General features: G+C 58.8%; 23 protein-coding genes. 18 read left to right on the top strand and 5 right to left on the bottom strand.

Going from position 1 to position 24,116, the window contains the following annotated elements; genetic code table 11:
- Nucleotides 1–118: 118 nt before the first annotated feature.
- Entirely contained in the window at nucleotides 119–751 is a 633-nt protein-coding gene (locus QD461_RS04035) for an outer membrane protein (RefSeq protein ID WP_184701586.1), read from the bottom strand.
- 364 nt (nucleotides 752–1,115) lie between these two features.
- Between QD461_RS04035 and QD461_RS04030 the strand changes: the two genes are divergently transcribed.
- The 5 genes from QD461_RS04030 (at nucleotide 1,116) to QD461_RS04010 (ending at nucleotide 5,579) form a co-directional block, all read left to right on the top strand.
- Nucleotides 1,116–1,883: an SDR family oxidoreductase gene (locus QD461_RS04030; protein ID WP_414086572.1), complete on the top strand. Its 768-nt coding sequence runs from the start codon at nucleotides 1,116–1,118 to the stop codon at nucleotides 1,881–1,883.
- Nucleotides 1,880–3,922, top strand: a complete 2,043-nt coding sequence (gene uvrC / locus QD461_RS04025) for an excinuclease ABC subunit UvrC (RefSeq protein WP_414086571.1) — start codon at nucleotides 1,880–1,882, stop codon at nucleotides 3,920–3,922. The genes QD461_RS04030 and uvrC overlap by 4 nt, the downstream gene beginning before the upstream one ends.
- Nucleotides 3,923–4,130: 208 nt before the next feature.
- Nucleotides 4,131–4,718, top strand: a complete 588-nt coding sequence (pgsA, locus tag QD461_RS04020) for a CDP-diacylglycerol--glycerol-3-phosphate 3-phosphatidyltransferase (protein ID WP_092710626.1) — start codon at nucleotides 4,131–4,133, stop codon at nucleotides 4,716–4,718.
- The gene (gene moaD, locus QD461_RS04015) at nucleotides 4,718–4,972 is read left to right on the top strand and encodes a molybdopterin converting factor subunit 1 (protein ID WP_199150698.1); all 255 of its coding nucleotides are present in this window, start codon (nucleotides 4,718–4,720) and stop codon (nucleotides 4,970–4,972) included. The genes pgsA and moaD overlap by 1 nt, the downstream gene beginning before the upstream one ends.
- Nucleotides 4,973–5,111: 139 nt before the next feature.
- On the top strand, nucleotides 5,112–5,579 hold the full coding sequence (locus tag QD461_RS04010) for a molybdenum cofactor biosynthesis protein MoaE (protein WP_414086570.1): 468 nt from the start codon (nucleotides 5,112–5,114) through the stop codon (nucleotides 5,577–5,579).
- A 2-nt stretch (nucleotides 5,580–5,581) separates the two neighbouring features.
- Here QD461_RS04010 and QD461_RS04005 read toward each other — a convergent pair whose 3' ends face one another.
- Complete coding sequence (locus tag QD461_RS04005; protein ID WP_414086569.1) at nucleotides 5,582–6,478, bottom strand: branched-chain amino acid ABC transporter permease; 897 nt, start codon at nucleotides 6,476–6,478, stop codon at nucleotides 5,582–5,584.
- A gap of 65 nt (nucleotides 6,479–6,543) precedes the next feature.
- Here QD461_RS04005 and QD461_RS04000 point away from each other — a divergent pair, with 65 nt between their 5' ends.
- Both QD461_RS04000 and QD461_RS03995 read left to right on the top strand, forming a co-directional pair.
- A complete protein-coding gene (locus QD461_RS04000; RefSeq protein ID WP_414086568.1) occupies nucleotides 6,544–7,092 on the top strand; it encodes a CGNR zinc finger domain-containing protein in 549 nt (182 codons plus the stop codon).
- The gene (locus QD461_RS03995; protein WP_414086567.1) at nucleotides 7,089–7,610 is read left to right on the top strand and encodes a hypothetical protein; all 522 of its coding nucleotides are present in this window, start codon (nucleotides 7,089–7,091) and stop codon (nucleotides 7,608–7,610) included. The genes QD461_RS04000 and QD461_RS03995 overlap by 4 nt, the downstream gene beginning before the upstream one ends.
- Before the next feature lie 73 nt (nucleotides 7,611–7,683).
- On the opposite strand, the gene ndk is transcribed toward QD461_RS03995, so the two are convergent.
- Nucleotides 7,684–8,106, bottom strand: a complete 423-nt coding sequence (gene ndk, locus QD461_RS03990) for a nucleoside-diphosphate kinase (RefSeq protein WP_113347435.1) — start codon at nucleotides 8,104–8,106, stop codon at nucleotides 7,684–7,686.
- 192 nt (nucleotides 8,107–8,298) lie between these two features.
- Here ndk and QD461_RS03985 point away from each other — a divergent pair, with 192 nt between their 5' ends.
- From QD461_RS03985 to QD461_RS03955, 7 genes are all read left to right on the top strand, one after another.
- Nucleotides 8,299–8,808: a DinB family protein gene (locus QD461_RS03985; protein WP_414086566.1), complete on the top strand. Its 510-nt coding sequence runs from the start codon at nucleotides 8,299–8,301 to the stop codon at nucleotides 8,806–8,808.
- 156 nt (nucleotides 8,809–8,964) lie between these two features.
- Nucleotides 8,965–9,465, top strand: a complete 501-nt coding sequence (locus QD461_RS03980; RefSeq protein ID WP_414086565.1) for a hypothetical protein — start codon at nucleotides 8,965–8,967, stop codon at nucleotides 9,463–9,465.
- Between the two features lie 49 nt (nucleotides 9,466–9,514).
- The gene (locus QD461_RS03975) at nucleotides 9,515–11,404 is read left to right on the top strand and encodes an ABC-F family ATP-binding cassette domain-containing protein (RefSeq protein ID WP_414086564.1); all 1,890 of its coding nucleotides are present in this window, start codon (nucleotides 9,515–9,517) and stop codon (nucleotides 11,402–11,404) included.
- A gap of 106 nt (nucleotides 11,405–11,510) precedes the next feature.
- Nucleotides 11,511–12,401: a polysaccharide deacetylase family protein gene (locus QD461_RS03970; protein WP_414086563.1), complete on the top strand. Its 891-nt coding sequence runs from the start codon at nucleotides 11,511–11,513 to the stop codon at nucleotides 12,399–12,401.
- Nucleotides 12,402–12,519: 118 nt separating this feature from the next.
- On the top strand, nucleotides 12,520–14,574 hold the full coding sequence (locus QD461_RS03965) for a prolyl oligopeptidase family serine peptidase (RefSeq protein WP_414086562.1): 2,055 nt from the start codon (nucleotides 12,520–12,522) through the stop codon (nucleotides 14,572–14,574).
- 163 nt (nucleotides 14,575–14,737) lie between these two features.
- Entirely contained in the window at nucleotides 14,738–15,661 is a 924-nt protein-coding gene (locus QD461_RS03960) for a Gfo/Idh/MocA family protein (protein ID WP_414086561.1), read from the top strand.
- A 76-nt stretch (nucleotides 15,662–15,737) separates the two neighbouring features.
- Complete coding sequence (locus QD461_RS03955) at nucleotides 15,738–16,283, top strand: GrpB family protein (RefSeq protein WP_414086560.1); 546 nt, start codon at nucleotides 15,738–15,740, stop codon at nucleotides 16,281–16,283.
- Nucleotides 16,284–16,310: 27 nt separating this feature from the next.
- On the opposite strand, the gene QD461_RS03950 is transcribed toward QD461_RS03955, so the two are convergent.
- Together QD461_RS03950 and QD461_RS03945 are read right to left on the bottom strand one after the other, a co-directional pair.
- Nucleotides 16,311–16,760, bottom strand: a complete 450-nt coding sequence (locus QD461_RS03950; protein WP_414086559.1) for a DNA polymerase III subunit chi — start codon at nucleotides 16,758–16,760, stop codon at nucleotides 16,311–16,313.
- A gap of 32 nt (nucleotides 16,761–16,792) precedes the next feature.
- Nucleotides 16,793–18,289: a leucyl aminopeptidase gene (locus tag QD461_RS03945; RefSeq protein WP_414086558.1), complete on the bottom strand. Its 1,497-nt coding sequence runs from the start codon at nucleotides 18,287–18,289 to the stop codon at nucleotides 16,793–16,795.
- A 208-nt stretch (nucleotides 18,290–18,497) separates the two neighbouring features.
- Here QD461_RS03945 and QD461_RS03940 point away from each other — a divergent pair, with 208 nt between their 5' ends.
- The 4 genes from QD461_RS03940 (at nucleotide 18,498) to QD461_RS03925 (ending at nucleotide 24,029) form a co-directional block, all read left to right on the top strand.
- The gene (locus tag QD461_RS03940) at nucleotides 18,498–19,280 is read left to right on the top strand and encodes a phosphatase PAP2 family protein (protein ID WP_414086557.1); all 783 of its coding nucleotides are present in this window, start codon (nucleotides 18,498–18,500) and stop codon (nucleotides 19,278–19,280) included.
- A gap of 103 nt (nucleotides 19,281–19,383) precedes the next feature.
- Nucleotides 19,384–20,562 (top strand): LptF/LptG family permease, encoded by a 1,179-nt coding sequence (locus QD461_RS03935; protein WP_184701549.1) that lies wholly within the window; start codon nucleotides 19,384–19,386, stop codon nucleotides 20,560–20,562.
- Nucleotides 20,559–21,644: an LPS export ABC transporter permease LptG gene (lptG, locus tag QD461_RS03930; RefSeq protein ID WP_414086556.1), complete on the top strand. Its 1,086-nt coding sequence runs from the start codon at nucleotides 20,559–20,561 to the stop codon at nucleotides 21,642–21,644. The genes QD461_RS03935 and lptG overlap by 4 nt, the downstream gene beginning before the upstream one ends.
- Nucleotides 21,645–24,029 (top strand): LPS-assembly protein LptD, encoded by a 2,385-nt coding sequence (locus QD461_RS03925; protein ID WP_414086555.1) that lies wholly within the window; start codon nucleotides 21,645–21,647, stop codon nucleotides 24,027–24,029.
- Nucleotides 24,030–24,116: the final 87 nt, after the last annotated feature.

The raw sequence follows: 24,116 nt of genomic DNA, 5'->3' as shown, positions 1-24,116 counted from the left end.
TGCATGGGTACGGCGGCACGACGAGATCGGACGCCGCTATCGCCTTTTGCATAATGCTCAAACAGAAAGAGCCGAGAGTTTCCTCCCGGCTCTTTCTTCATTCCATATCGGCAAGTAATTAGAACTTGACGCCGATACCGACCTTGACGCTCTGCTCGTCGTAACCGCGCGAGAAGCTGCCGGAGTCGAGGTTGAAGGTCTTCTTGCCGTAGTCCGTGTAACGGTACTCGAGGCGAGCCGTGATGTTGTTGGTGATGAAGGTTTCAGCACCAGCACCGACGGTGTAGCCAACTGCCGTTCTGCTTTCAGACGAGGTAGCGTCGGAGAGCTTGTTCTGGCCGAGTGCCAGACCGGCCGTGCCGTACAGCATGAAGGGGTTGAAGTCGTAGCCGAGACGGGCGCGGACAGAGCCGTTGACGCCGTTCTTGGCGGTCAGGCCGTTGCGGGTAGCGTCGGCGCCGGAGTAGCCGAGGTCAGCTTCAACACCGTATACGATCTGGCCCTGCTGCCAGTTGTAGCCGGTGAAAGCCTGGCCGCCGAAGCCGTAAGCGTTACCGTTGCGGGTAAAGTGGCCCTTGTTCCAGTCGCCTGCACCACCGATGTAGAAGCCAGACCAGTTGTTGACCGGCGGAGCTACGTCCTGTGCGACGGGCGGCTGCGGAATCTGCTCAACGGCGTCGGCAGCGTGAGCCGCAGTGAAACCGCCGAGGGCGAGAGCGGAGACCATGAGGGTCGTTACGAGAGTACGCATACTTTTCTCCTTATCAGTCCCGTGTGCCTCATCTACTGTCTTTGACTTCGAAGCGTCACGAGCAATTAAAACAAATCCCTCCCGGATCGAGGTCGAAATTGGAGTGCAAATGAGGAATTGGAAGAGCCAAAATATGATATCATTGTGGCACAGACATGGCTGAATTTCGATGTTGCTTCACCGCAACAGATGAATTGTTAACCATAACCAATGGTTAAAGCGTGTATACTTATTTTAATCTAAATACATCTCAAGCTTTACATAAATCACTTCAAGAACGTTATCTGCCTAGGCACCTTTTCATATGGTGTATCGAAGCCCTATATGATCACCGGTCAGGTAACTACGAGCTAAAGGCGATCTCTTGGGCCAGGAAAAACTACGCACGGCATTGATAACCGGCGCCTCAAAAAGAATAGGCCGGGCCATCGCAGAGGATTTGTCGGCTCATGGCTTTGCCGTGGCGCTGCATGCCAACCAATCCTTCGCAGAGGCAGCGGAAATTGTGGCGAAATTGCAGCAAAAGGGCCGAAAGGCAATTGCGATCAAGGCTGATCTGCAAAATTTGGACGAGACGTCAAGCCTTGTCGAAAGGGCTACAGATGCACTCGGTCCGCTCGATCTGCTGGTCAATAATGCCTCAGCCTTTCTCGGTGATTCCGCCGGCCATTTCGATGCAGAAGCCTTCGAGGCGCATTTCTCGGTGCATGTACGCGCCCCGTCGATCCTTGCCGCCGATTTCGTCCGGCAATTGCCTGAACCCTATCAGGGCCTCATCGTGAACGTGGTCGACCAGCGTGTCTGGGCCCTTACACCGCGCTTCTACTCTTATACTCTGTCGAAAGCGGCGCTTTGGACCGCGACGCAGACGATGGCACAGAGTTTTGCGCCCCGCATCCGCGTCAATGCGATCGGCCCCGGCCCGACCGTGCGCAGCGTGCGGCAGACGGAAGAGGACTTTCAGGCGCAGATCGACGGCCTGATATTGAAGGCGGCGCCAGGGCTCGAAGAATTCGGCCGCACGGTCCGCTTTCTTTTTGACACGCCCTCGATCACGGGCCAAATGATAGCGCTCGATGGCGGCCAGCATCTTGCCTGGGAAACGCCTGACGTGGCGGAGAGTGCGGAATGAACGGACGAAAGCTGCCTGACGGCGGCATTCTCTACGACGAATCGGATGATATCGAAGACGACATCGAGGTTGAGGGCGATGCCGCCGCCTCCCCCGTTGCGCCCGTCGACTGGAACGAGGGCGGCAAGAACGAGACCGGACTTCGCGGCGCGGAACTAATCGCTGAATTCGTCAAGCGGCTGCCGAACAATCCCGGCGTCTACCGCATGTTCAACGAGGCCGGCGACGTACTCTATGTCGGCAAGGCGCGGAACCTGAAGAAGCGCGTCGCCAACTATGCCATGGGCCGGGTGCATTCCAACCGCATCGCCCGCATGGTACGCGAAACCGCGAACATGGAGTTCGTAACCACCCGCACGGAAACCGAAGCGCTGTTGCTGGAAGCGAATCTGATCAAGCGCTTGCGGCCACGTTTCAATGTGCTGCTGCGAGACGACAAGTCGTTTCCTTATATTCTCATCACAGGTGATCAGCGCGCGCCGGCCATCTTCAAACATCGCGGCGCTCGCGCCCGCAAGGGCGACTATTTCGGCCCTTTCGCGTCAGCTGGCGCCGTCGGCCGCACCATCAATTCGCTGCAGCGCGCCTTCCTGATCCGCACCTGCGCCGACAGCGTTTTCGAAACGCGCACGCGGCCCTGTCTGCTCTATCAGATCAAGCGTTGTTCCGGGCCCTGCACGCATGAGATCAGCGATGCAGGCTATGCGGAACTGGTGCAGGAGGCGAAGGACTTCCTCTCCGGCAAGAGCCAGAACGTCAAAGCGCATATGGCCGAGGAGATGAACGCCGCGGCCGAGGATCTGGACTTCGAGCGCGCAGCCGTCTTCCGAGACAGGCTGGCTGCGCTTTCGCATGTGCAGAGCCACCAGGGCATCAATCCGGCCGGCGTCGAGGAAGCCGATGTGTTCGCCATCCACCACGAGGGCGGCATTTCCTGTATCCAGGTCTTCTTCTTCCGCACCGGGCAGAACTGGGGCAACCGTGCCTATTTCCCGAAGGCTGACCCGTCGCTTTCGGGCGCCGAAGTGTTGAATGCCTTCCTGGCGCAGTTCTACGACGACAAGCCGGTGCCGCGGCAGATCCTGCTTTCGGAAACGGTTGAGGAAATCGATCTGCTTGCGGCAGCTTTTGGCGAGAAGGCCGGACACAAGGTGGCGATCCTGGTGCCGCAGCGCGGTGAGAAGCGCGATCTGGTCGATCATGTCGTCGCCAATGCCCGGGAGGCGCATGGCCGCAAGCTGGCAGAAACGGCATCGCAATCGCGGCTGCTCGAAGGCTTCAAGGAAACGTTCCAGCTTCCCTATGTGCCGCAGCGCATCGAGATCTACGACAACTCCCATATTATGGGGACGAATGCGGTTGGCGGCATGGTGGTGGCGGGGCCGGAAGGCTTCGTCAAAGGCCAGTATCGCAAGTTCAACATCAAATCGACCGACATTACACCGGGCGACGACTTCGGCATGATGCGCGAGGTCATGACCCGGCGCTTCTCCCGCCTGTTGAAGGACGAAGGCAAGCCCGACCGCAGCGCGGCGGCGGAATCTGCCGGTGCCGATGCGGCCGACCAGCCCTTCCCTGCCTGGCCGGATGTCATCCTCATCGACGGTGGCCAGGGGCAGATGACGGCCGTGCGCGCCATCCTGGAGGAACTCGGGATCACCGACAGCGTCATCGCCATCGGCGTCGCCAAGGGTGTCGACCGCGATGCGGGGCGGGAACGCTTCTTTGCTGCCTCGCGCGAAAGCTTCACGCTACCGCCGCGCGACCCGGTTCTCTATTTCATTCAGCGCATGCGCGACGAGGCACACCGCTTTGCCATCGGCTCGCACCGCGCCCGGCGCAAGAAGGAAATGGTGAAGAACCCGCTGGACGAGATCGGCGGCATCGGCCCTTCGCGCAAGCGGGCGCTGCTGCAGCATTTCGGCACCGCCAAGGCCGTTTCACGCGCTGCTCTCTCCGATCTGATGGCCGTCGAAGGCATATCGGAGGGTGTAGCGCGGCAGGTCTATAACCATTTCCATGAGGACGCCGCGAAATAGAAAATCGCGGTCGCAAATTCCACGCAATAGCGGTGAAAAAACAGAAACAATGTTGACGATAAGCTAGTCAAACCATCATCTAAGCATGACCCCAAAAAGTGCGAGACGGTTTTTGGATCAGATCATGCCCAATCAAATGGCTGTGACGAGATGAGGCTTGAATAAAGGCTCACCGAAACCGCCGAGACAAACGAGACGAAACGATTCCATGGCTTCGCGCGCTTACAGCATCCCCAACCTGCTCACCTATGGCCGCATCATTTGCGTGCCGCTGATCGTTCTGTGCTTCTTCATCGAAGGCAAGCTGGAAGGATCTGACTTCGCGCGCTGGGTTGCTCTATGGATCTTCATCATCGCCTCGATCACCGACTTCCTCGATGGCTACCTCGCGCGCATCTGGAACCAGACCTCGAATATCGGCCGCATGCTCGATCCGATCGCCGACAAGCTGCTGGTCTCCGCGATCCTGCTTTTAGTCGCGGCCGACGGCACGATCGCCGGCTGGTCGCTCTGGGCCGCCATCATCATCCTCTGCCGCGAAATTCTGGTTTCGGGCCTGCGCGAGTATCTGGCGGCGCTGAAGGTCAGCGTTCCCGTGACGCGCATTGCGAAATGGAAGACGACTGCCCAGCTCGTGGCCATCGCCTTCCTGCTGGCTGGGCCGGCAGGCGACAAGGTGCTACCCTATACGACAGAAATTGGCATCGTGCTGCTCTGGGTTGCAGCACTGCTGACCATCTACACCGGCTATGATTATTTCCGTGCCGGCCTGAAGCATGTCGTGGATGAGGAATAATGACGAAGCTCGTCTATTTCGCCTGGGTGCGTGAACGGATCGGCAAAGCGGAAGAAGAAATTTCCCTTCCCGCTGAAGTCGTGACCGTCGGCGATCTTCTGAGTCATTTGAAGAGCTTGGGCGAAGAATACGAGGCGGCACTTCAATTCCCCGAAGCTATCCGCGTTGCCATCAACATGGAGCATGCCGATCATGACGAACCTATCGCCGGTGCACGGGAGATAGGCCTTTTCCCGCCGATGACGGGAGGATGAGGAGCGGTCAGGCGGCGCCCGAGCAATCGATCCAGTGAAGCGATTGCAGCGACGAACGCCCTTCGACTGGCTCAGGGTGCCAAAGCGAAGGAGCGGGAGACCCCTCAATCTGTTTTGAGCGGGCAATCAAGGAAATGCGATGATTTCACCATTCGTCAAAGTTCAGCGCGAAGATTTCGACCTCCAGTCGGAGATCGACCGGCTGACGAATGGCCGGCACGATATCGGCGCGGTCGTAACCTTCTCCGGCCTTTGCCGTGACGAAGGCGGCACGCTCGGCGCGCTCGAACTCGAACATTATCCCGGCATGGCGGAGGCTGAGATTACCCGTATCTCCAATCTTGCCATCGAACGCTTCGAACTTCTCGGTCTGACGGCCATCCACCGCTACGGCAAGATTGAGCCGGGCGAAAACATCGTGCTGGTCATCGCCGCAGCATCCCATCGGCAAGCCGCATTCGATGGCGCCAATTTCGTTATGGACTTCCTGAAGACCTCCGCACCCTTCTGGAAGAAAGAGCATGGCAACGACGGCACGGAGGGTGGCTGGGTTTCAGCCAAGGATGCCGATGATGCGGCTCGCGCCAAGTGGACGGGCGGCAAATAGGCTCAGGGGGCGACCCTTTCCCGTCGGCTCAACACCAGCAAAAGCACGAGCAGCGAGAACATGACGAAGTCGCGCCACAGGAACGGACCGTAGGCGCCCCACATGGTCTCGGACAGCCCGAGCAGCGCCGCGCCGCCCGCCGATTTCAGCGGATCGGAATAGCCGCCGACCGCCGCAATCATCAGCACCTTCAGTCCAAACATCAGCCCCGCCCCGAAATCCATCGTGCCGTAGTAGGACGTGGCCATCAGGCCGCAGACAGTCGCCACCAGCGCGGAAGCCAGATAGGCAATCAGGAAGACGCGATTGGCACTCGCGCCGCAAAGCTCGGCGGCGAGAGCATCATCGGTCACGGCGCGCCAGATGCGGCCCCACCCCGTGCATTTGAGGACAAGGGCGCCTGCGAGGATGACAAGGAGCATCAGCACCGTGTTGAGCAACTGGATTTCGGTCAGGGTCACCTGAAAGCCGCAACTCTCCCAGAAAACGATCGCGCGGTTCAGAAAGGGCGGCAACCAGATGCCGCGCGTATTCGAGGCCAGCCGGGCGGTTTCCATCAGAATGATCATCATGCCGAGCGCTGCGACGATGATCGTGTTCGGCGATTTGTGCGAGAGAGGCAACATGATCGCGCGACCGACAAGAAAGCTGATGCCGAGCGTATAGGCCGCCGAGACAGCGGCGCCGAAGGCGAAGGCAGCCGGCAGGATGAGGTACATTCTCGTATAGCCGACATCCGTAAAAAGCACGAGCATCTGACCGGAGAAAGCGAAGAGCGCGCCATAGGTGATGTCGGCCCGCTTCATGACGCCAAAGACGATGGAATAACCGAAGGCCAGCGCCGCATAAAGTGCAGCGATGGGAACTGCATTCGCCAATTGCTGCAGAAAATATGCCATCCACTCCTCCGGGAACCAACAAATAGTAACTGGCAAAATGAATTTTACCAGTTATAATTTTTGTCATGACCTTTTCCTGGACTCCACATCGCTTTTCCGGAGGCGCGCTTGCGCTCGATGTCGCCAACAGCGTGATCCTGCGCCATGACGACGAGCGCCGGATCGATCGCTTCGAGGCGACAGGGCATATGGAGAGCTTCCCGAAGGCGGCCGCAAACTTCTGTGCCGAGCGGGCGCTCTTCGGCAACATTCTGCCGGTGCAACGGGAAAACAGAGCGGAGTTCATCGCGCTACGCGAGACGATCGACCGTTATTTCCGAGCGCGCGTCCTCGGCGAGGATGCCGACGCGCTGCTTGCGGATCTGCTTACCGCATTGGCGAGGGTTTTGAGGCACGCCCAAGCCGATAGCCTCGATGCCGCGACGGTGCATTCGGCGCTGCGGCTCATCGCCATGCCGGATCCTGAACGGATGAAAATCTGCCGTAACTGCGGCTGGCTCTTCATCGACCGCAGCAAGAACAAGAGCCGTGCGTGGTGCGATATGGCGGTCTGCGGCAACCGTGCCAAGGCCAGCCGGCACTACCGGCGCAAGAAGGAGGAGACTGCGCCATGACAATGCGAAGGATCATACTGACGGCCATCGGCACAGGGGCAATCGCCGGCCTGGCGCTGTCCGGCTGCCAGAGGAAGGACGACCAGGGGCCGACCGAACTCACCGGCCGCATCTTCGTGTTCAACTACCGCGTGGCGAGCGCGACCTATATGATCACGCTGAAGAAGATCGCCCCGATCCCCGATGGTACGACGGCGGTTGCAGAATTCGAAAATCCGGCAGGTGGCGATCCGCTCGTCATCCACGAGAAGATCTACTCCTTCTGGGACAAGATCACGCTGGAAAGTCCGGATCTGCGCTGCGTGCGCAAGGATCGCCCTTACTCCGTCTCGATCAAGCTGGTGGATGCCAGCGACAAGACGCTTCAGACGATCAAGACCGAAGTCAAATCCGATCTCGATCAGACGGTGCTACCGACGAAACCGCTCGTGGTCGGCCCCGCCTACACCGCCAATCCCGATGTCTTCAGGGAAGACGGCAGCACCAACTATGGGAAGGATGCGGCCTGTCCGGCATGAAAAAAGCCGGGATGCGATCCCGGCTCTTTCACAGTCAATTCAAATCGTTCAGCGATGGAGCTGAGAGGCTGAATCAGCCGACGATTTCTGTTTCGGAGAACCAGTAGGCGATTTCGACGGCAGCCGTTTCCGGAGCGTCCGAGCCGTGAACGGAGTTTTCGCCGATCGACAGGGCGAAGGTCTTACGGATCGTGCCTTCGTCAGCGTTGGCCGGGTTGGTTGCGCCCATGATTTCGCGGTTCTTCAGGATGGCGCCTTCGCCTTCCAGGACCTGAACGATGGTCGGGCCGGAGGTCATGCCTTCGACGAGTTCGCCGAAGAACGGACGTTCCTTGTGAACGGCGTAGAAGCCTTCAGCTTCGCGCTTGCTCATCCAGACGCGCTTGGAGGCGATGACGCGCAGGCCGTTGTCTTCAAAAACCTTGGTGATGGCGCCGGTCAGGTTGCGCTTCGTTGCGTCCGGCTTGATCATCGAGAAAGTACGTTCAATCGCCATGGATCCGTTCCTTGTAATCAGAGAAAAGTGGGCGGTGTTTACCTGCCTCAAAGCCCGAAAACAAGGGGGATCGGCCAATTTCACGCCGCTGTCACAGTCGAAGCGTCCGATTCGCGATCGGCACGGTGGCACTGCCAAGGTTTATTTGCAAATCTGGCGGCAACACCGCCGCACCATTGGGGGAGAAGTCATATGCTCAAACATTTCAGGATGCTTGCCGACTACAATCGTTGGGCCAATGTTCAGGCCTACAATGCCGCCGCAGAACTTAGTGATGCCGAATTCAACGAAGACCGTGGCGCCTTCTTCGGTTCGCTTCACGGGACGCTTAATCACCTGCTGATAGCGGATCGGTTATGGATGCATCGCTTCAACGGCACCGGCGGGTTGCCGGCATCACTCGATGTCGTCCTCCATGACACGCTCAAAGGACTTTACGGCTTACGGGAGGCGGAAGATCGGAATATCATCGGCTGGCTGGAAACGCTCGATGCCGACGCGCTTGCCGTCAATATTACCTACACCTCGATCCTGCGGCCGGGCGCCATTACCGTTCCCCTCCACGCGGCGGTATCGCATATGTTCAATCACCACACCCACCACCGCGGCCAGTGCCATACGATCCTCACATCCATGGGCAAGCCGTCGCTGGTGCTGGACCTGCTGCACTTCCTGCGCAGTGAAGGTACACGCTGGATGTGAGCAAGAGGCGAGCCGCAATTTTCCGCGTTCGCCGAAGCGTTGAGCACCTGCCTCATTTTGTTGCGGCGCAGCGTGAATAAGGCATTTTGTTCATGTTCCCTTAACCTGCCGACCTGCAGATTGAGAAGATATATCAGATCACGGTCATGAGCAGGCATGAAGAACTCACAGACAGGCGTTTCGGCATATTCCATCGATGAAGATGAGACGGAAACCGAACTTGAAGTCATCGGCCGCTTCATGATGCGGCTGAAGGTAAGGAACCTGCCGCGCAACTATCAGCTCTTTCATGAGGCGCTCTATGGCCAGAATAGTGATCTTGCTGCTGAGATCGAGGCGCTAGGCCCCCTTCCCCCGCAAAGCGGGCTCGACGAAATCGGCCTGAAGCATCGTCTCGTCAGCCATTGCGGGCTCGTTGCTCGCAAATCGGAAAGCGATGCGGCGGAAATGCTGCGCGAAGTGGCGGATCAGCTCGCCAAGGGGCTGATGAAGAAGCAGCATTTCGCCCGAACCATCGAACAGGCACCCAATACAAGCGATGCGCTCGACAGTCTCAACGCATCGCTTAGCAATCTCATGCTCTACGAAACTGAGCTGACCGAGAGGCTGAGAAACTGCACGACCCCGCCGAAGCCATCGCGCGGCGCGGGCGTCTGAACGCTCTCGCGCTCTTGCCTTCGGCGCCGAGTTCGGCCAAAACCGCGCCATGATTTCGATTTCAGACCTTTCCGCCCGCATTGCCGGCCGCCTTCTCATCGACCATGCCAGCGTGACGCTTCCGGCGGGCACGAAGGCTGGCCTCGTCGGCAAGAACGGCGCCGGCAAATCCACGCTGTTCAGGATCATCACCGGCGATCTCGCAGCCGAAAGCGGCTCTGTCTCGATCCCGCGTAACGCGCGCATCGGCCAGGTGGCGCAGGAAGCGCCAGGCACCGAGGAGCCGTTGATCGACATCGTGCTGGCAGCCGACAAAGAGCGCTCGGCACTGCTGGCGGAAGCTGAAACCGCCACCGATCCACACCGCATCGCCGATATCCAGACCCGGCTTGCCGATATCGGCGCGCATTCCGCCGAAGCACGTGCCGCCAGTATCCTTGCCGGTCTCGGCTTCGATCATGAGGCGCAGAAGCGCCCGGCCTCTTCCTTCTCCGGTGGTTGGCGCATGCGCGTCGCGCTCGCAGCCGTGCTGTTTTCCGAGCCAGATCTGCTGCTGCTCGACGAGCCGACGAACTATCTCGACCTTGAAGGCACGCTCTGGCTGGAGGATTATATCCGCCGCTATCCGCATACGGTCATCATCATCTCGCACGACCGCGATCTGTTGAATACGGCGGTCAATTCCATCGTTCATCTCGACCAGAAGAAGCTCACCTTCTATCGCGGCTCCTACGACCAGTTCGAGCGCCAGAAGGCCGAAGCCGACGAATTGCAGATGAAGGCGAAGGCGAAGAACGATGCGGCGCGCAAGCATCTGCAGAGCTTCATCGACCGCTTCAAGGCCAAGGCTTCGAAGGCGCGGCAGGCTCAATCGCGCGTCAAGGCGCTGGAGCGGATGGGCACGGTCGCGGCCGTTATCGAGGACCATGTGATGGGCTTCAGCTTCCCGGAACCCGAAAAGCAGCCCGCCTCGCCGATCATCGCGATCAGCGGCGGCGCGGTTGGCTACGAGCCGGAAAAACCGATCCTGAAGCGGTTGAACCTGCGCATCGATGCCGACGATCGCATTGCCCTGCTCGGCTCGAACGGTAACGGCAAATCGACCTTTGCGAAGTTCATCTCCGGCCGGCTCGACGCCGAAAGCGGCGATGTCAGGCTGGCGCCGAATCTGAAAATCGGCTTCTTCGCCCAGCATCAGCTCGACGATCTCATCCCCAACCAGACAGCCGTCGAGCACGTGCGCCGGCGCATGCCCGAAACACCGGAGGCGAAGGTGCGCGCTCGCGTTGCGCAGATGGGCCTGGCGACCGAGAAGATGGACACGCAGGTCAAGGATCTCTCCGGCGGCGAAAAGGCTCGCCTGCTGATGGGCCTTGCCGCCTTCGATGCGCCGAACCTCTTGATCCTCGACGAACCGACGAACCATCTCGATATCGACAGCCGCAATGCGCTCATCCAGGCGTTGAACGACTATTCCGGTGCCGTCATCCTCATCTCGCACGACCGCCATCTGATCGAAGCGACGGTCGACCGGCTGTGGCTGGTGCGCGACGGTACGGTTTCGAACTTCGACGGCGACCTTGAAGACTATCGCAGCCTCGTCGTTGCGAGCCCCAAGCCGAGGGATGACAGGGGCAAGGCAAACGGCAGCGACGATTCTGTTTCCAAGGCGGATCAGCGCAAGCTCAATGCCGATCGCCGCGCCTCGCTCGCGCCGCTCAAGAAAAAGATCAACGAAATCGAATCCTTGACCGGCAAGCTTGAAAAACTGATTCAGGCGCTTGATGCGGAACTTGCAGATCCCGCCCTTTACGAAAAGGCGCCCGCCAAGGCTGCGGAGAAGGCAAAGCAGCGTTCCGATGCGGCTGACAAGCTCGCCGCGGCCGAGGAACAATGGCTCGAATTGTCATCCGAATATGAAAGCGCGATGGCCGGTTGATCTCAGCGAATTCTTAACGGTTCCGAGACAGATCCTAACCGATCATTAACCATAATTACGGAAAGTGCGCTCAACCTTCATTGACATTGAGTGTTGAGCGATTCCCATGAATTACCGTGTTTTATTGGCTGGGCTAGCCGTGTCCCTGGTATTGGGAGGATGCGCGTCCAAGCCGACCAACGATGCTTCGCTCAAAACCGGTTATGCAGCCGAAGAGTCGCGTCATAAGCCGTTGAAAGCTAACGACCCTGTCGACATGGAGCCAAAAAAATGGCTCGTTGCCGACCTGGAGACGCGGGAACTGCAGGGCATGAACGGCCCGCATGATCTTGCCGGCCGGACGCTGGAAGTCGCCTCCCTCAAGGACATCCGGCTCGTCGACAAAGAAGTCATCCTGACATTCGACGACGGTCCCGCCCCGGGCAAGACGGATCGCATTCTTGCCGCGCTCGACAAGTTCGGCGTCAAGGCGGCGTTCATGATGGTCGGGGAAATGGCGCAGGCGCACCCGGCGACCGCTCGCGAAGTTCTCGCCCATGGTGACGCCATCGGCAGCCATACCTTCCGCCACCCCGATCTCGACAAGATGACCTTCGACGCGGCCATGAACGAGATCGCCCGAGGCAAGGACGCCGTGACCAAGGCGATCGGCACGGACGTCCCGTTCTTCCGCTTCCCCTATCTCGCCGACTCCAGGCGCCTGCGCAATGCCATGGCCGCGCGCGACATGATCGTGATGGACGTGGATATCGACAGCAAGGATTACTTCACCTCGACACCAGCCGCTGTGGTGGAGCGCACCATGAAACAGCTTCGCCAACGCGGCCGTGGCATCGTCCTGATGCACGACATTCATCTGCGTACGGTCCGGATGCTGCCCGTTCTTCTCAGCCGCCTCGAAAAAGAGGGCTATAAGGTCGTCACGCTAAAATACAAGCGCAACCCGACGCCAGCGACCAATCTTGTCGCCCAAGCCCAAACCTCGATGGTGCGCTGAAGCCGATCGCCACCACCGATTCGTAGGATTAAATAGCCGCGGAAGCATGGTTGCTTCCGCGGCTATTGTTTGATTTGGTTACAGGCGACCACCACCAGCAATGGAATGGCAAGCCTCGATGCACCTCTACCTTGAGCACGACGACGACCCCAAAACCTTGCAATTCGTTGCCGAGAAAGACGCCGAATCCGAGCGGCTCTTGACGACGCCGGAGTTCGAGGCGGATCGCGACGCCATCAAGGCGATGATCGAACGCGAGGACCGGCTGATCGCCACGACGCGGCGTGGCAGCTGGCTGTTCGATTTCCATCGCAGCGCCGATCATCCGCTCGGCCGCTGGTATCGACTGCCGGCCGACCTTGCCCCCCTGCCTGATGCGCCCTGGGAGCCGATCTTCGATCTCGACGCCTTCTGCGCGCAGGAAAACAAGCTGTGGCTCTGGCGTGGCGTGCTCACCTGCCCGTGGGAGCCGACACGCGTTCTGATCTGCCTTTCCGACGGTGGCTCCGACCCCATCCGCATGCTCGAATTCGACTGCGAAGCCAAGAGCATCGTCGAAGGCGGCTTCGATACGCCGGCGGTGCGGAGCCACGCGACATGGCTCAGCCGCGACGAAATCGCCTATTTCGGCTCGATCGACCGCGAATCCTCGACGCGCTCGGGCTGGCCGCGTGTCGGCCGCCGCCTGAGGCGCGGACAGGCGCCGGCGGATGCGCCGATTCTTTATGCCGCCGCCGATAGCGACGTTTACGGCTCCTGCGCCGTCTTCGATCCGGTGCTTGCCGGCCTGGCAACGGATGCAACCACCCGACCGATCCGTATCTTCACCGCCAGCCACGAGATCAGCAATTGCAGCCTGTTCATCGAAGATCACGACGCCTCCTTGCGGAGGATCGATCTGCCGACGGATATCGATTTCGGCTTCAATCAGTCTCATCTCGTCTGGCTGGCCAAGACAGACGAACGGATACCGGCCGGAAGCCTGGCGCTGCAGCCTTTGCCATTGAAGCCTGATCAAACCGACACAAGACGCATCCTGTTCTCACCCGGCGAGCGGCAATCGGTTTCGCAATTCCTGCTCATGCGCGAATGGTGTGCCTTCGTCGTCTCGGACAATATGGAGCCGCATCTTTTCGTTCTGGATCTGACCAAGCCGGATGCTGAAATTCAGGAAATCGCGCTGCCCGCGGATGTCCAGACCCTGTCTCTCCAGACGCTCTACTCGGATCTGCATCTCGGAGACGACACGCTGCAGATCTACGGCTCGGGCTTTGTGCAGAAGCCTTCCTGCTACCACCTGAACCTCAGCAATCGCCAGGAACCACTGGAGCTCAAGCTAATCGCCAGCGCGCCCAGCTATTTCAACAGCGAAGGCATGACGTCCTTCCTGCTGGAAGCCACTTCCGAAGACGGTACGAAAGTGCCCTATCACATTGCCTTGCCGAAAAGCTGGACCAAGGGCGAACTGCCGGTGCTGCTATATGGCTATGGCGGGTTCGATGTCTCGCTCGGGCCGTATTATTCCGGCGTCATCGGCCGCTGGATGGAACAGGGTAACGCCTATGTGATGGCCTATATTCGTGGCGGCGGCGAATTAGGCCCGAACTGGCATCGCACCGCCAAAGGACACGGCCGCCACAAGGCTTTTGCGGATTTTGCTGCGGTCGCCCGCGACCTCGTGGCGCGCGGCTACTCCAAACCGTCCCGCATTGCCGGAAACGGCGGCAGCAACGGCGGGCTGCTAACGGGTGTCATGGCGACGCGATATCCTCAGGACTTCGGCGCCATCTGGTGCCAGGTGCCCGTGCTCGACATGACCCGCTTCCATACCTTCCCAGCCGGCAAAGCCTGGATCGACGAATATGGCAATCCTGAAAATCCGGCCGATCTCGACTATCTGCGGTCCTACTCGCCGTTGCACAACATCAAGCCGGCCCCCGAGATCAGCTATCCGCCGATCTATATCGAGAGCTCGAGCAACGACGACCGGGTCCATCCATCCCATGCACGCCGATTTGCCGCGCGCCTGGAGGAACTCGGCCATCATCCGCTCTTCCACGAATTCGGTTCGGGCGGCCATGGCGGCGACGGTGCGTCGAGCGAATTGGCGGCTCGTACCGCGTTGGGATACAGCTTCCTGCGCGAGACGATCGTGAAAGCGAAGGGTGCCTGACCCATCGCCCGACGCTCCTTGATGTCACCAAGAAAAAGAGTAAGGAGCATGATTTGCGGGGGCGGCGCGTAAACGAGCTGCCCCATCGCGATCAACCACCCTTGCCCGTCGGCGGCATTCTGTTAAAGATCGCATCAATAATCATACTAATCGAGAGACACACATGTCCCCCATCAAGCTCGCTATCGTTGGCGTCGGCAAGATCGTCCGTGATCAGCACCTTCCGTCCATCGCGAACAACGCGGATTTCGAACTCATCGCTACGGCGAGCCGTCACGGCACCGTCGACGGTATCCCCGCGTTCACGACCATCGAAGCCATGCTCGATGCCGTGCCCGCGATCGACGCCGTTTCGCTCTGCATGCCGCCGCAATATCGTTATGAAGCCGCCCACAAGGCGCTTTCCGCCGGCAAGCATGTCTTCCTTGAGAAGCCGCCCGGCGCGACCTTGAGCGAAGTGGTCGATCTCGAAAACCTGGCGAAGGCCAAGGGCGTCTCCCTTTTTGCCAGCTGGCATTCGCGCTATGCACCCGCCGTCGAAGCCGCCAAGGCCTTCCTTGCGGGCACGACGATACACAGCGCCCATGTTATCTGGAAAGAAGACGTGCGTCACTGGCATCCGAACCAGGAGTGGATCTGGCAGGCCGGCGGCCTTGGCGTTTTCGACCCCGGCATCAATGCGTTGTCGATCGTCACCCACATTCTGCCGCCACTCTTCTTGACCGGCGCGACGCTGGAATTCCCTGAAAATCGCGATTCCCCGATCGCTGCGGACCTGCACTTCAAGAGCGGCGCTGGCCTTCCCGTTCACGCGGAATTCGACTGGCGCCAGACCGGCAAGCAGAGCTGGGATATCGTCGCCGAAACGGCAGCGGGCCAGATGGTTCTGGCCGATGGCGGCTCCAAGCTTTCCGTCAACGGCGTGCTGACCTTCTCGGCGCCGGAAGCCGAATATCCTTCGCTCTACTGCCGTTTTGCCGAGATCGTCAAAGCCGGCACATCGGACGTCGATGTCTCGCCACTGCGTCATGTCGCCGACGCCTTCATGCTCGGCAAACGCAAATTCGTCGAAGCATTTTACGATTGATACGCATTTCCCGGTGAAGACAATACGCTCCGCAACGTGCTAGCGTAGCGTATAGTCCTCATCGGAGATGATGCCTATGGCATCGGAACATGAACAATCCTTCGGGCTCGGCGTCGGTCACAAATCTGTCAGGCTCGCCGAGCCAAATCAAAGTTGGCACGAGGCTTATTTGCTGGAAGAGGCCGCCATCCGCGGCGCTCTCGGCGAACTTGCAGTCGATGTCCAGCATTTCGGCAGCACCTCCATTCCGGAGATCAAGGCCAAGCCGATCATCGATATCGCGGTGGGGGTGCGGCGTTTCGACGACGGCCTCGCCTGCATCGCGCCGATGGCATCCATCGGCTACGTCTACGCCGGCAGCAATATAGTCCCCGACGATCATATTTTCGGCCGCGACATTGCGGGAGACACCCGCACCCATCTGGTGCATGTCGTCGAATATGGTGGTCCGACCTGGCGCAATTTCCTCATGTTTCGCGACCGAATGCGCAGGGAGCCGGAGCTGGCGCATGCCTATGAAGCGCTGAAAGTCGAGCTGGCGGCGAAATACGCCAATGATCGCGCGGCCTACACTGCTGCGAAAAAGGACTTTATCCAGAAGATCCTTTCGGAAGGCGAATAGAGCAGCTCCCCGCCACTTGCGAGAAGTTCAGGCCTTCTTTTCCCAGCGGCCATCCTGCGTCTGCTGCCAGTAAGTGAGGTTATGTCCCTCGCCCTTCAGGCGCTTCCACTGGGCGCGCGCGCTTTCCAGCTGCTCCTGATCATAGCCGTCGAACATCAGCACGACGCGCTGATAAGCTCCGACATCCGTGACTTCGGCGCCATCGATGAAGAAGCGTACGGTGGCGCTGTTTAAATTGTCGGGCGAAACGGTCAGCAAAACCGGCTGACGGCCTGCCGTCTCCTCTTCGTCGGTGCCATGCGGCAGGAAACTATCTTCACGATATGTCCAGAGATGGGTATCGAGAAGATCGCGCCGCGCGGGCTCCCGCAACTGAACGGCGACCTGCCAGCCGCGCTCGACGCTTTTGTCGAGCAGCGGCGGCAGGGCATCTTCGAGTTTCGATTCTGTCAGGTGATAGAAGAGTACGTCTGTCATGCGGCGTCTTCTATCTCACAAAGCCCGGCAGGTCACGATTCGTAGTTGGCCCGAACCAGTTCGTCGAGCAGGCGCACGCCGAAGCCGGAACCCCATGACTGGTTGATCTCATCCTGAACCGAACCCATTGCCGTGCCGGCGATATCGAGATGCGCCCAAGGCGTTTCCCCGACGAAACGCTTGAGGAACTGAGCTGCGGTGATCGAACCCGCATAACGACCGCCGGAGTTCTTCATGTCGGCAAACTTGCTATCGATGATCTTGTCATAATCCTTGCCGAGCGGCATGCGCCACAAGCGCTCGTCGGTGACGAGGCCTGCTGCCGTGAGTTCACCCGCCAGCGTGTCGTCGTTGCTGAAGAGGCCGGCCTGCAAATTGCCGAGGGCAACGAGGATGGCGCCAGTCAGCGTTGCCAGATTGATCATGAATTGCGGCTTGAAGCGATCGTTGGTGTACCAGAGCGCATCGCAGAGAACGAGGCGGCCTTCGGCATCCGTATTGATGATCTCGATCGTCTGGCCGGACATGGAGGTAACGATATCGCCCGGGCGCTGCGCATTGCCATCGGGCATATTCTCGACCAGGCCGATGACGCCGATGGCGTTCACCTTGGCGCCGCGGGCCGCAAGCGTATGCATGAGGCCGGTGACGGCAGCCGCACCGCCCATGTCGCCCTTCATCTCCTCCATGCCGGCTGCCGGCTTGATCGAAATGCCGCCGGTGTCGAACACGACGCCCTTGCCGACGAAGGCGACCGGCTTGTCCTTCGCCTTGCCGCCCTTCCATTGCATGATCACCAGACGTGGCGGGCGGGCGGAACCTTGAGCCACGCCGAGCAGCGCGCCCATTCCAAGCCGGCGCATCTCCCGCTCCGTCAGGATTTCGACCTCGACGCCGAGTTTTTCCAACTCCTTGGTCTTGGCTGCAAACTCGACCGGGCCGAGAACATTCGGTGGTTCGTTGACGAGATCGCGCGCAAGGATCACGCCGCCGGCGATGGCCTCGGATGCGGCGAAGAGCTTCTTCGCAGAAGCCGCTTCCTGTGTGACGATCGTGACCTTCACGGCCTTGCGGCCATTGCCCTTCTCTTCTTCATCGCCCTTCTTCGTCTTATATGTATCGAAGCTGTAGGCCCGCAGCAGCATGCCCAGAGCAAAATCGGCGGCCTGCTTGGCTCCGACATCGACGCCATGCGCATCGACGAAAATGGCGACTTTCTCGACGTTGCGAATCTTCCCGGCTGCGCTGCCGCCGAGTTTCAGCCAGTCATGGGCGCTGACATCCTTCGCCTTGCCCGTGCCGATCACAATAATCCGATCGACCGGCGCACCTTCGGGAGCGATAATGTCCAAGCTGCTCAACGCCTTGCCCTTGAAGCCGGAGACCGGCGCGGCTCTGGCGAAGACATTGGCCGGATCGGCGCTCTCGGCTCCCGCGGGCAAGTCTCCATCCGTACCTTTCAGAAGAATGGCCAGACCACCGCTGAGGCGAGTCGACTTGGCGAAGGAAATCTCGAATTTCACAGACATCTCTGCTCCACTAGTTACGCATATTCATCAGGTGAATTCCTTTACAACCATCATTCAAGGTTTCATTAGGGAATACAAGCGATTGGCGGCATATTCCCGGAGGAAGCGGATTGACGGCCACATATTTCCTGTCATTCAATGTGGCTAAAATTGTAAGGCTGGCGTTTCGCGGAACCTGGCGACATTAGTTTTGCTGCGAAAGGCAATCTTGATCACAGACCCCAACAGCCCGAGCCGCGGCGGTCGCTTTCCCGAGCTTCTGCGTCCACGCAACGCTGGCGATGCCTTCATCAGCCTTTTTTGCCTCTGGTGGGGTCTGCTGGGTCTGTTTTCGCTCTTTCCACAAATCGACCTTGCGGTCGCGAAGCTGTTCTTCGTACCCAAGCAATGTCTGGTTCCGTCAAGACCCGGGCAAATCTGCGGGTCTTTCCCCTACAGCGATGACCGGATCCTACGTCTGCTTCGGGAAGCGTTTCTCGATCTGCCCTATATCGTAGCATTCGTTCTCGTCTGGATGCTGTTCCGCTGCTGGCAGCATCATGGGGCAACTTTCAACAGCCTCCGAGCAAGAAACCTCAAGCTCGCGCTCGGCACGCTACTGATCGGCCCGGTCCTTATCGTCAATCTTTGGCTGAAAGCCTTTTCTGGCCGGCCGCGTCCGCGGCAGACCGACCTCTTTGGCGGTGCGTTCGATTTCGTCCAAGCAGGCTCCTTTGCCGGCAAATGCGTCAGCAACTGTTCGTTCATCTCCGGTGAAGCGGCGTCGGCGGGCTGGCTGTTTTGCCTGATCTTCATCATACCAAAACCGATGCGCTCTCTGGTAGCGGTGCCGATTGCCGTCGTTTCATTGCTGATTCCGGCGCTTAGAGTGGCTTTTGGCGCGCACTACCTGTCCGATGCCGTGCTTGGCTGGCTGTCTTCGCTCGTCGTATTCGCTGCCCTGCTGGCATTATCTCAAACAACACACAACAGAAGAATCTCGGAAAATTAACGATTTTTTCGCAAGTTGGTTGTCGCCAAAAAAACGCAAACAGCGTAGATGAGGGTGGAATCTCTGTCGGCTCGCCCGGCGAGTGTTGCGTTTAAGGGCCGGCATGAAGTTATTCGAAACCTATATCGCTCGGCGTGCCGGTATGATGTTCCTGGTGGCGTTGCTGCCGGTGCTCGCTATCATTTGGACCACTCAGGTCCTGCAGCGCATCAACCTCGTAACGGATAGCGGCCAGTCGATGGGGTCGTTCGCGAAACTCGCGACCCTTATCCTGCCGACGATCATTCCGATCGTTCTGCCTTTCGCGCTCGTCATCGGCATTACGCAGACACTGACTGCGATGAACAGCGATTCCGAGCTGACCGTCATGGAGGCGGCCGGCGCCAAGCGGAGCATCATCATCCGTCCGATCATGATTCTCGCTATCGTGGTCAGCGCGTTTTCGTTTTTTGTAGATAATGTCGTCGAACCCAAGGCCCGTGTCGCAGGTCGCCAGATGGTGGCGGAAGCCTATGCCGACCTTCTCTCGACAGTGATCGAAGAAAAGAATTTCCGGCGTATCGAAGATGGCCTTTATGTCCAGATCTCGCAGCGCCTGTCGGGTCGTATCCTCAAGGGCCTCTTCGTCGTGGATTCCAGAGACCCCTCTTTCGATCTCATCTATTACGCAAAGGAAGGCGCCGTTGATCCGAGCGGCACATCCCTGCTGATGAAGGACGGCGAAGTTCACCGCAAGACCGCCGATGGCAACGTCTCCGTCATCAAATTCGATTCATACTCTTTCGACCTCTCGGATATGACCCAGAGCCGTGGCCAGGCAACTTTGCGTGCCAGCGACCGCAGCCTCGGCTTCCTCCTCAATCCGGATCCGAATGATCCTGATGTCAAAGCACGGCCGGGCAATTATCGCTCGGAACTGCATCGCCGCCTCAATGAGTGGGCCCTTCCGGCCATATTTGCGCTGATCTCGCTGGTGATAGCCGGTGATGCGCGCTCACATCGCGAGGCGCGGCTGCATCCGATGGTTTCGGCGATGACGATCGCTTTTGCGCTACGCTGGGCCGATTTCTATGCGGCTAACCAGATCGACAGCAATCCCAAGTTCGTTGGCGTTCTCTACGCCATCAACATTCTTTCCGCTCTCATCGCCATTGCCCTGTTGTTACGCAGCCGCAAGATGACGATGCCGGTTACGATCCGGAACCGCCTCAACAATTGGAGGCAGAAAATCCAGGATCGCATACCGACCGCGCCAGACGGTTCGAACGGGAGCGGCGCATGATTTTCGGCACGCTCGGACGCTATTTCTTCAGCCGCTACATCGTAACAACGTTCTGGTTCTTGCTTGGCGTTGTCTCGATCGTCTACCTCGTCGATTTCAGCGAAAATGCCGGCAGGCTTTCCGGCTTGCCCGGCTATTCGGTTTCTCTCGGCCTGATCATGACGGCCGTCAGACTGCCGCTCATTCTGCAGCAGACAGTGCCCTTCATCGCACTTTTCGTCGGCATGACGGTTTTGATCGCGCTCAACCGGCGCCGTGAGCTGGTCATTGCGCGCGCGGCGGGCATTTCCGTCTGGCAGTTCATGGCGCCGTTCATCGTAGGCGCTTTTTGCGTGGGATTGCTGACCACCCTCGCCCTCAATCCGGTCGCGGCATGGGGTCAACGCCAAGCCGAAACGATGGAAGCCGATCTGCGCGGCGATCCTTCCTATCACAACCGTCTTTCCGTCCCGTGGCTGCGTCAGTCGAGCGGAAAAGACGACACGATCATCGGCGCCAAGGCCATTTTGGACAACGGAACGACGCTGATGGGTGTCGTGTTTATCCACTTTGATTCACAGGGGAACATCGTCTCCCGGCAGGACGCCCAGTCGGCAAAGTTGCAAGATGGTTACTGGCTTCTTAACAATGTCATCGAACGGCGGCCCGGCGAGATACCGGATCACAAGAGTTCGATGCAGGTTCGTACGAATCTGAAACAGGATTTCGTATCCCAGCGTCTGGCGCAGCCGGAAACCATTGCTTTTTATGATCTTTCTAATCGAATAAAGGTTGCGAGGTCCTTCGGCATCTCGACCAACGCACTCGAAACGCAGTTTTATTCGCTCGCGTCGCAACCACTCCTTCTGGTGGCAATGACGCTGATCGCAGCAACTGTGTCCCTAAAATTCAGCAGATTCAACCAATCGCGTTCCGTGATTCTGGGTGGAATCCTCTCAGGCTTCGTGCTTTATGTTGTCACCGTGCTTGTAAAGGCATTCGGGAGCAGCGGAGTGGTTCCTCCCTTCGTGGCGACATGGGTACCCGTGATCGTCGCATTGGCATTCGGAGCAACGATCCTGCTTCATCAGGAGGACGGCTAAGTGGCGGCAGGCAACCGCGAGAGTATCAGAAAGATTGTGGCTGCCCTTATTACGGGCACGGCTGCATGTGCATATGTTATGAGCCCGGTCGTCGCGTACGCCCAGTCGAATAATAGCAACAGCAATGGCGGCACTGGCGCTGTGACCTCTCCCGTGAAGGTCAACGTGCCGGAGGGCTCGAAACTTGTCCTCTCGTCCAATGAACTGACCTATAATAAGGACGCACAGATCGTCACCGCCACCGGTGCCGTTCAGATCAACTATGGCGGCTATAAGATGGTCGCTCAAAAGGTTGAATATAATCAGAAAACCGGTCGGATGATGGCTCTCGGCAATGTCGAGCTAATCACTCCGGACGGCAACCGCATGTATGGTGACAAGATGGATGTCACCGACAGTTTTTCCGACGGGTTCGTGAACGCGTTACGCGTCGAAATGCCCGACAATACCCGCATGGTCGCCGAGAAGGGCGAACGTGTCGGCGGCACGCAGATGATTCTGACGAAGGGCGTCTATACGGCTTGTATGGCCTGCTCCGAGCAAGGCCGCGCGCCGTTATGGCAGGTCAAGGCTCAGCGCGTCGTTCAGAATGGCGTCACCCATACCATTCGTCTTGAGCATGCTCGCTTCGAGCTGTTCGGTCAGCCGATCGCCTATGTCCCGTGGATCGAAGTTCCCGATAACACGGTAAAGCGCAAGTCCGGCTTCCTGTTCCCGTCGGCGAGCATATCGCAGCGGCTCGGCGTTGGCGTGAGAGTTCCTTACTACTACGTCATATCGCCCAGCATGGATGCCACGGTCACCGCCACCGGCTTCACGAACCAGGGACTGCTGCTTGAAGGCGAATTCCGTCAACGTCTGGAAAACGGCACGCACACCCTGCGCGTTGCCGGTATCAGTCAGATGGATCCCGGGACATTTACCGCGGGCTCAAGCGATGCCGAGCACAAGAATCGCGGCATGATTTCCTCTAAAGGGGACTTCAGAATCAACCCGCGCTGGACCTTCGGCTGGGATGTTATGTTGCAGACCGACAATAACTTCTCGCGTACCTATGGTCTGGATGGCATTAACCAGAGCACACATACAAACCAAGCCTATTTGACCGGCATCGGAAAGCGCAACTATTTCGATATGCGCGCCTTCTACTATAATGTGCAGAATGCCGATGATAGCAACACGGCGCAAAAGCAGCAGGCATATGTCTATCCGAGCATCGACTATCACTATGTCGATCCGAAATCGGTTTATGGCGGCGAGCTGTCGGCGACGATGAACTTCACGCACCTGTCGCGTGACAAGACTTCGGTGCTCGACGCCACCACTGCGCTCGGCGATCCGGCCCTCAATGACCGTTATCTCGGCCTCAAGGGGGACTATACCCGCTTCAGCACCGAACTGCAGTGGCAGCGCACCTTCACCACCGATGAGGGGCTGGTGCTGACGCCGCTCGCTGCGGCTCGAGGCGATGTTTATGGTCTGGGCATGAACTCCCCGGGCATCGGCACCTATTCCGGGAACTATGACGGCAGCGACTATGCGACGCGTGGTATGGTCACTGCAGGTCTCGAGGCCAAATATCCGTTCCTGATCACCACAAACAACAGTACGCATGTGTTCGAGCCGATCGCGCAGGTCTATGTGCGCCCGGACGAGCAGCTTGGCGGACGATTGCCGAACGAGGATGCACAGAGCTTCGTCTTCGATGCGACCAATCTGTTCGATCGTGACAAGTTCTCCGGCTTCGACCGGGTAGAAGGCGGTACGCGAGCCAATCTGGGCTGGCGCTATACCGGCAGCTTCGACAACGGCTACAGGTTGCAGCATATCTTCGGCCAGTCCTACCAGCTGGCGGGCCGCAACTCGTTTGCGTCCGCGGATCTGGCGGGCGTCGGCTCGGATTCCGGTCTTGAGACGACCCGATCCGACTATGTCACGATGTTCGGCTTGACGACGCCGCAGGGCATCTCACTGGCGACCTCCTATCGCTTCGATGAGAAGGACTTCGCCTTCCGCCGTGGCGACACGTCGGTCGGCTTCGCAAACGACATATTCCAGACTTCCTTGATCTACACCCATATTGCTGCCCAGCCGCAATACGGCTTTACGAGCAATCAGGACGAAATACAGTCGCGCGCTCAGATCAAGTTCAAGGAATACTGGTCGGTTTTCGGAACGGTCAGCTACGACATCAACAATGGTCAATTTACGCGCCAGGGTGTCGGTCTCTCGTATGAAGACGAATGCACGATCTTCACGGTCTCGTTCCTCGACAAGAAGGATTCGACCTCCCAGGCCGCAAGCGATTGGTCCATTGGCGCTCGCATCACCTTCCGCACGCTTGGCGACATCAACCTCGGCAATGTGCAGAACGCAACGTTCTGATCCATTGAAATAGCAGATAAAGCCGGCCTCGTGGCCGGCTTTATTGTTCCAACATGAGCCGCAATTCCTTTGCGTCATTGTTTCGCC

The organism is Rhizobium sp. BR 314 (assembly GCF_047445805.1).
Taxonomy (GTDB): domain Bacteria; phylum Pseudomonadota; class Alphaproteobacteria; order Rhizobiales; family Rhizobiaceae; genus Rhizobium; species Rhizobium lusitanum_B.
This window is presented reverse-complemented; position numbering and strand designations above follow the sequence as displayed.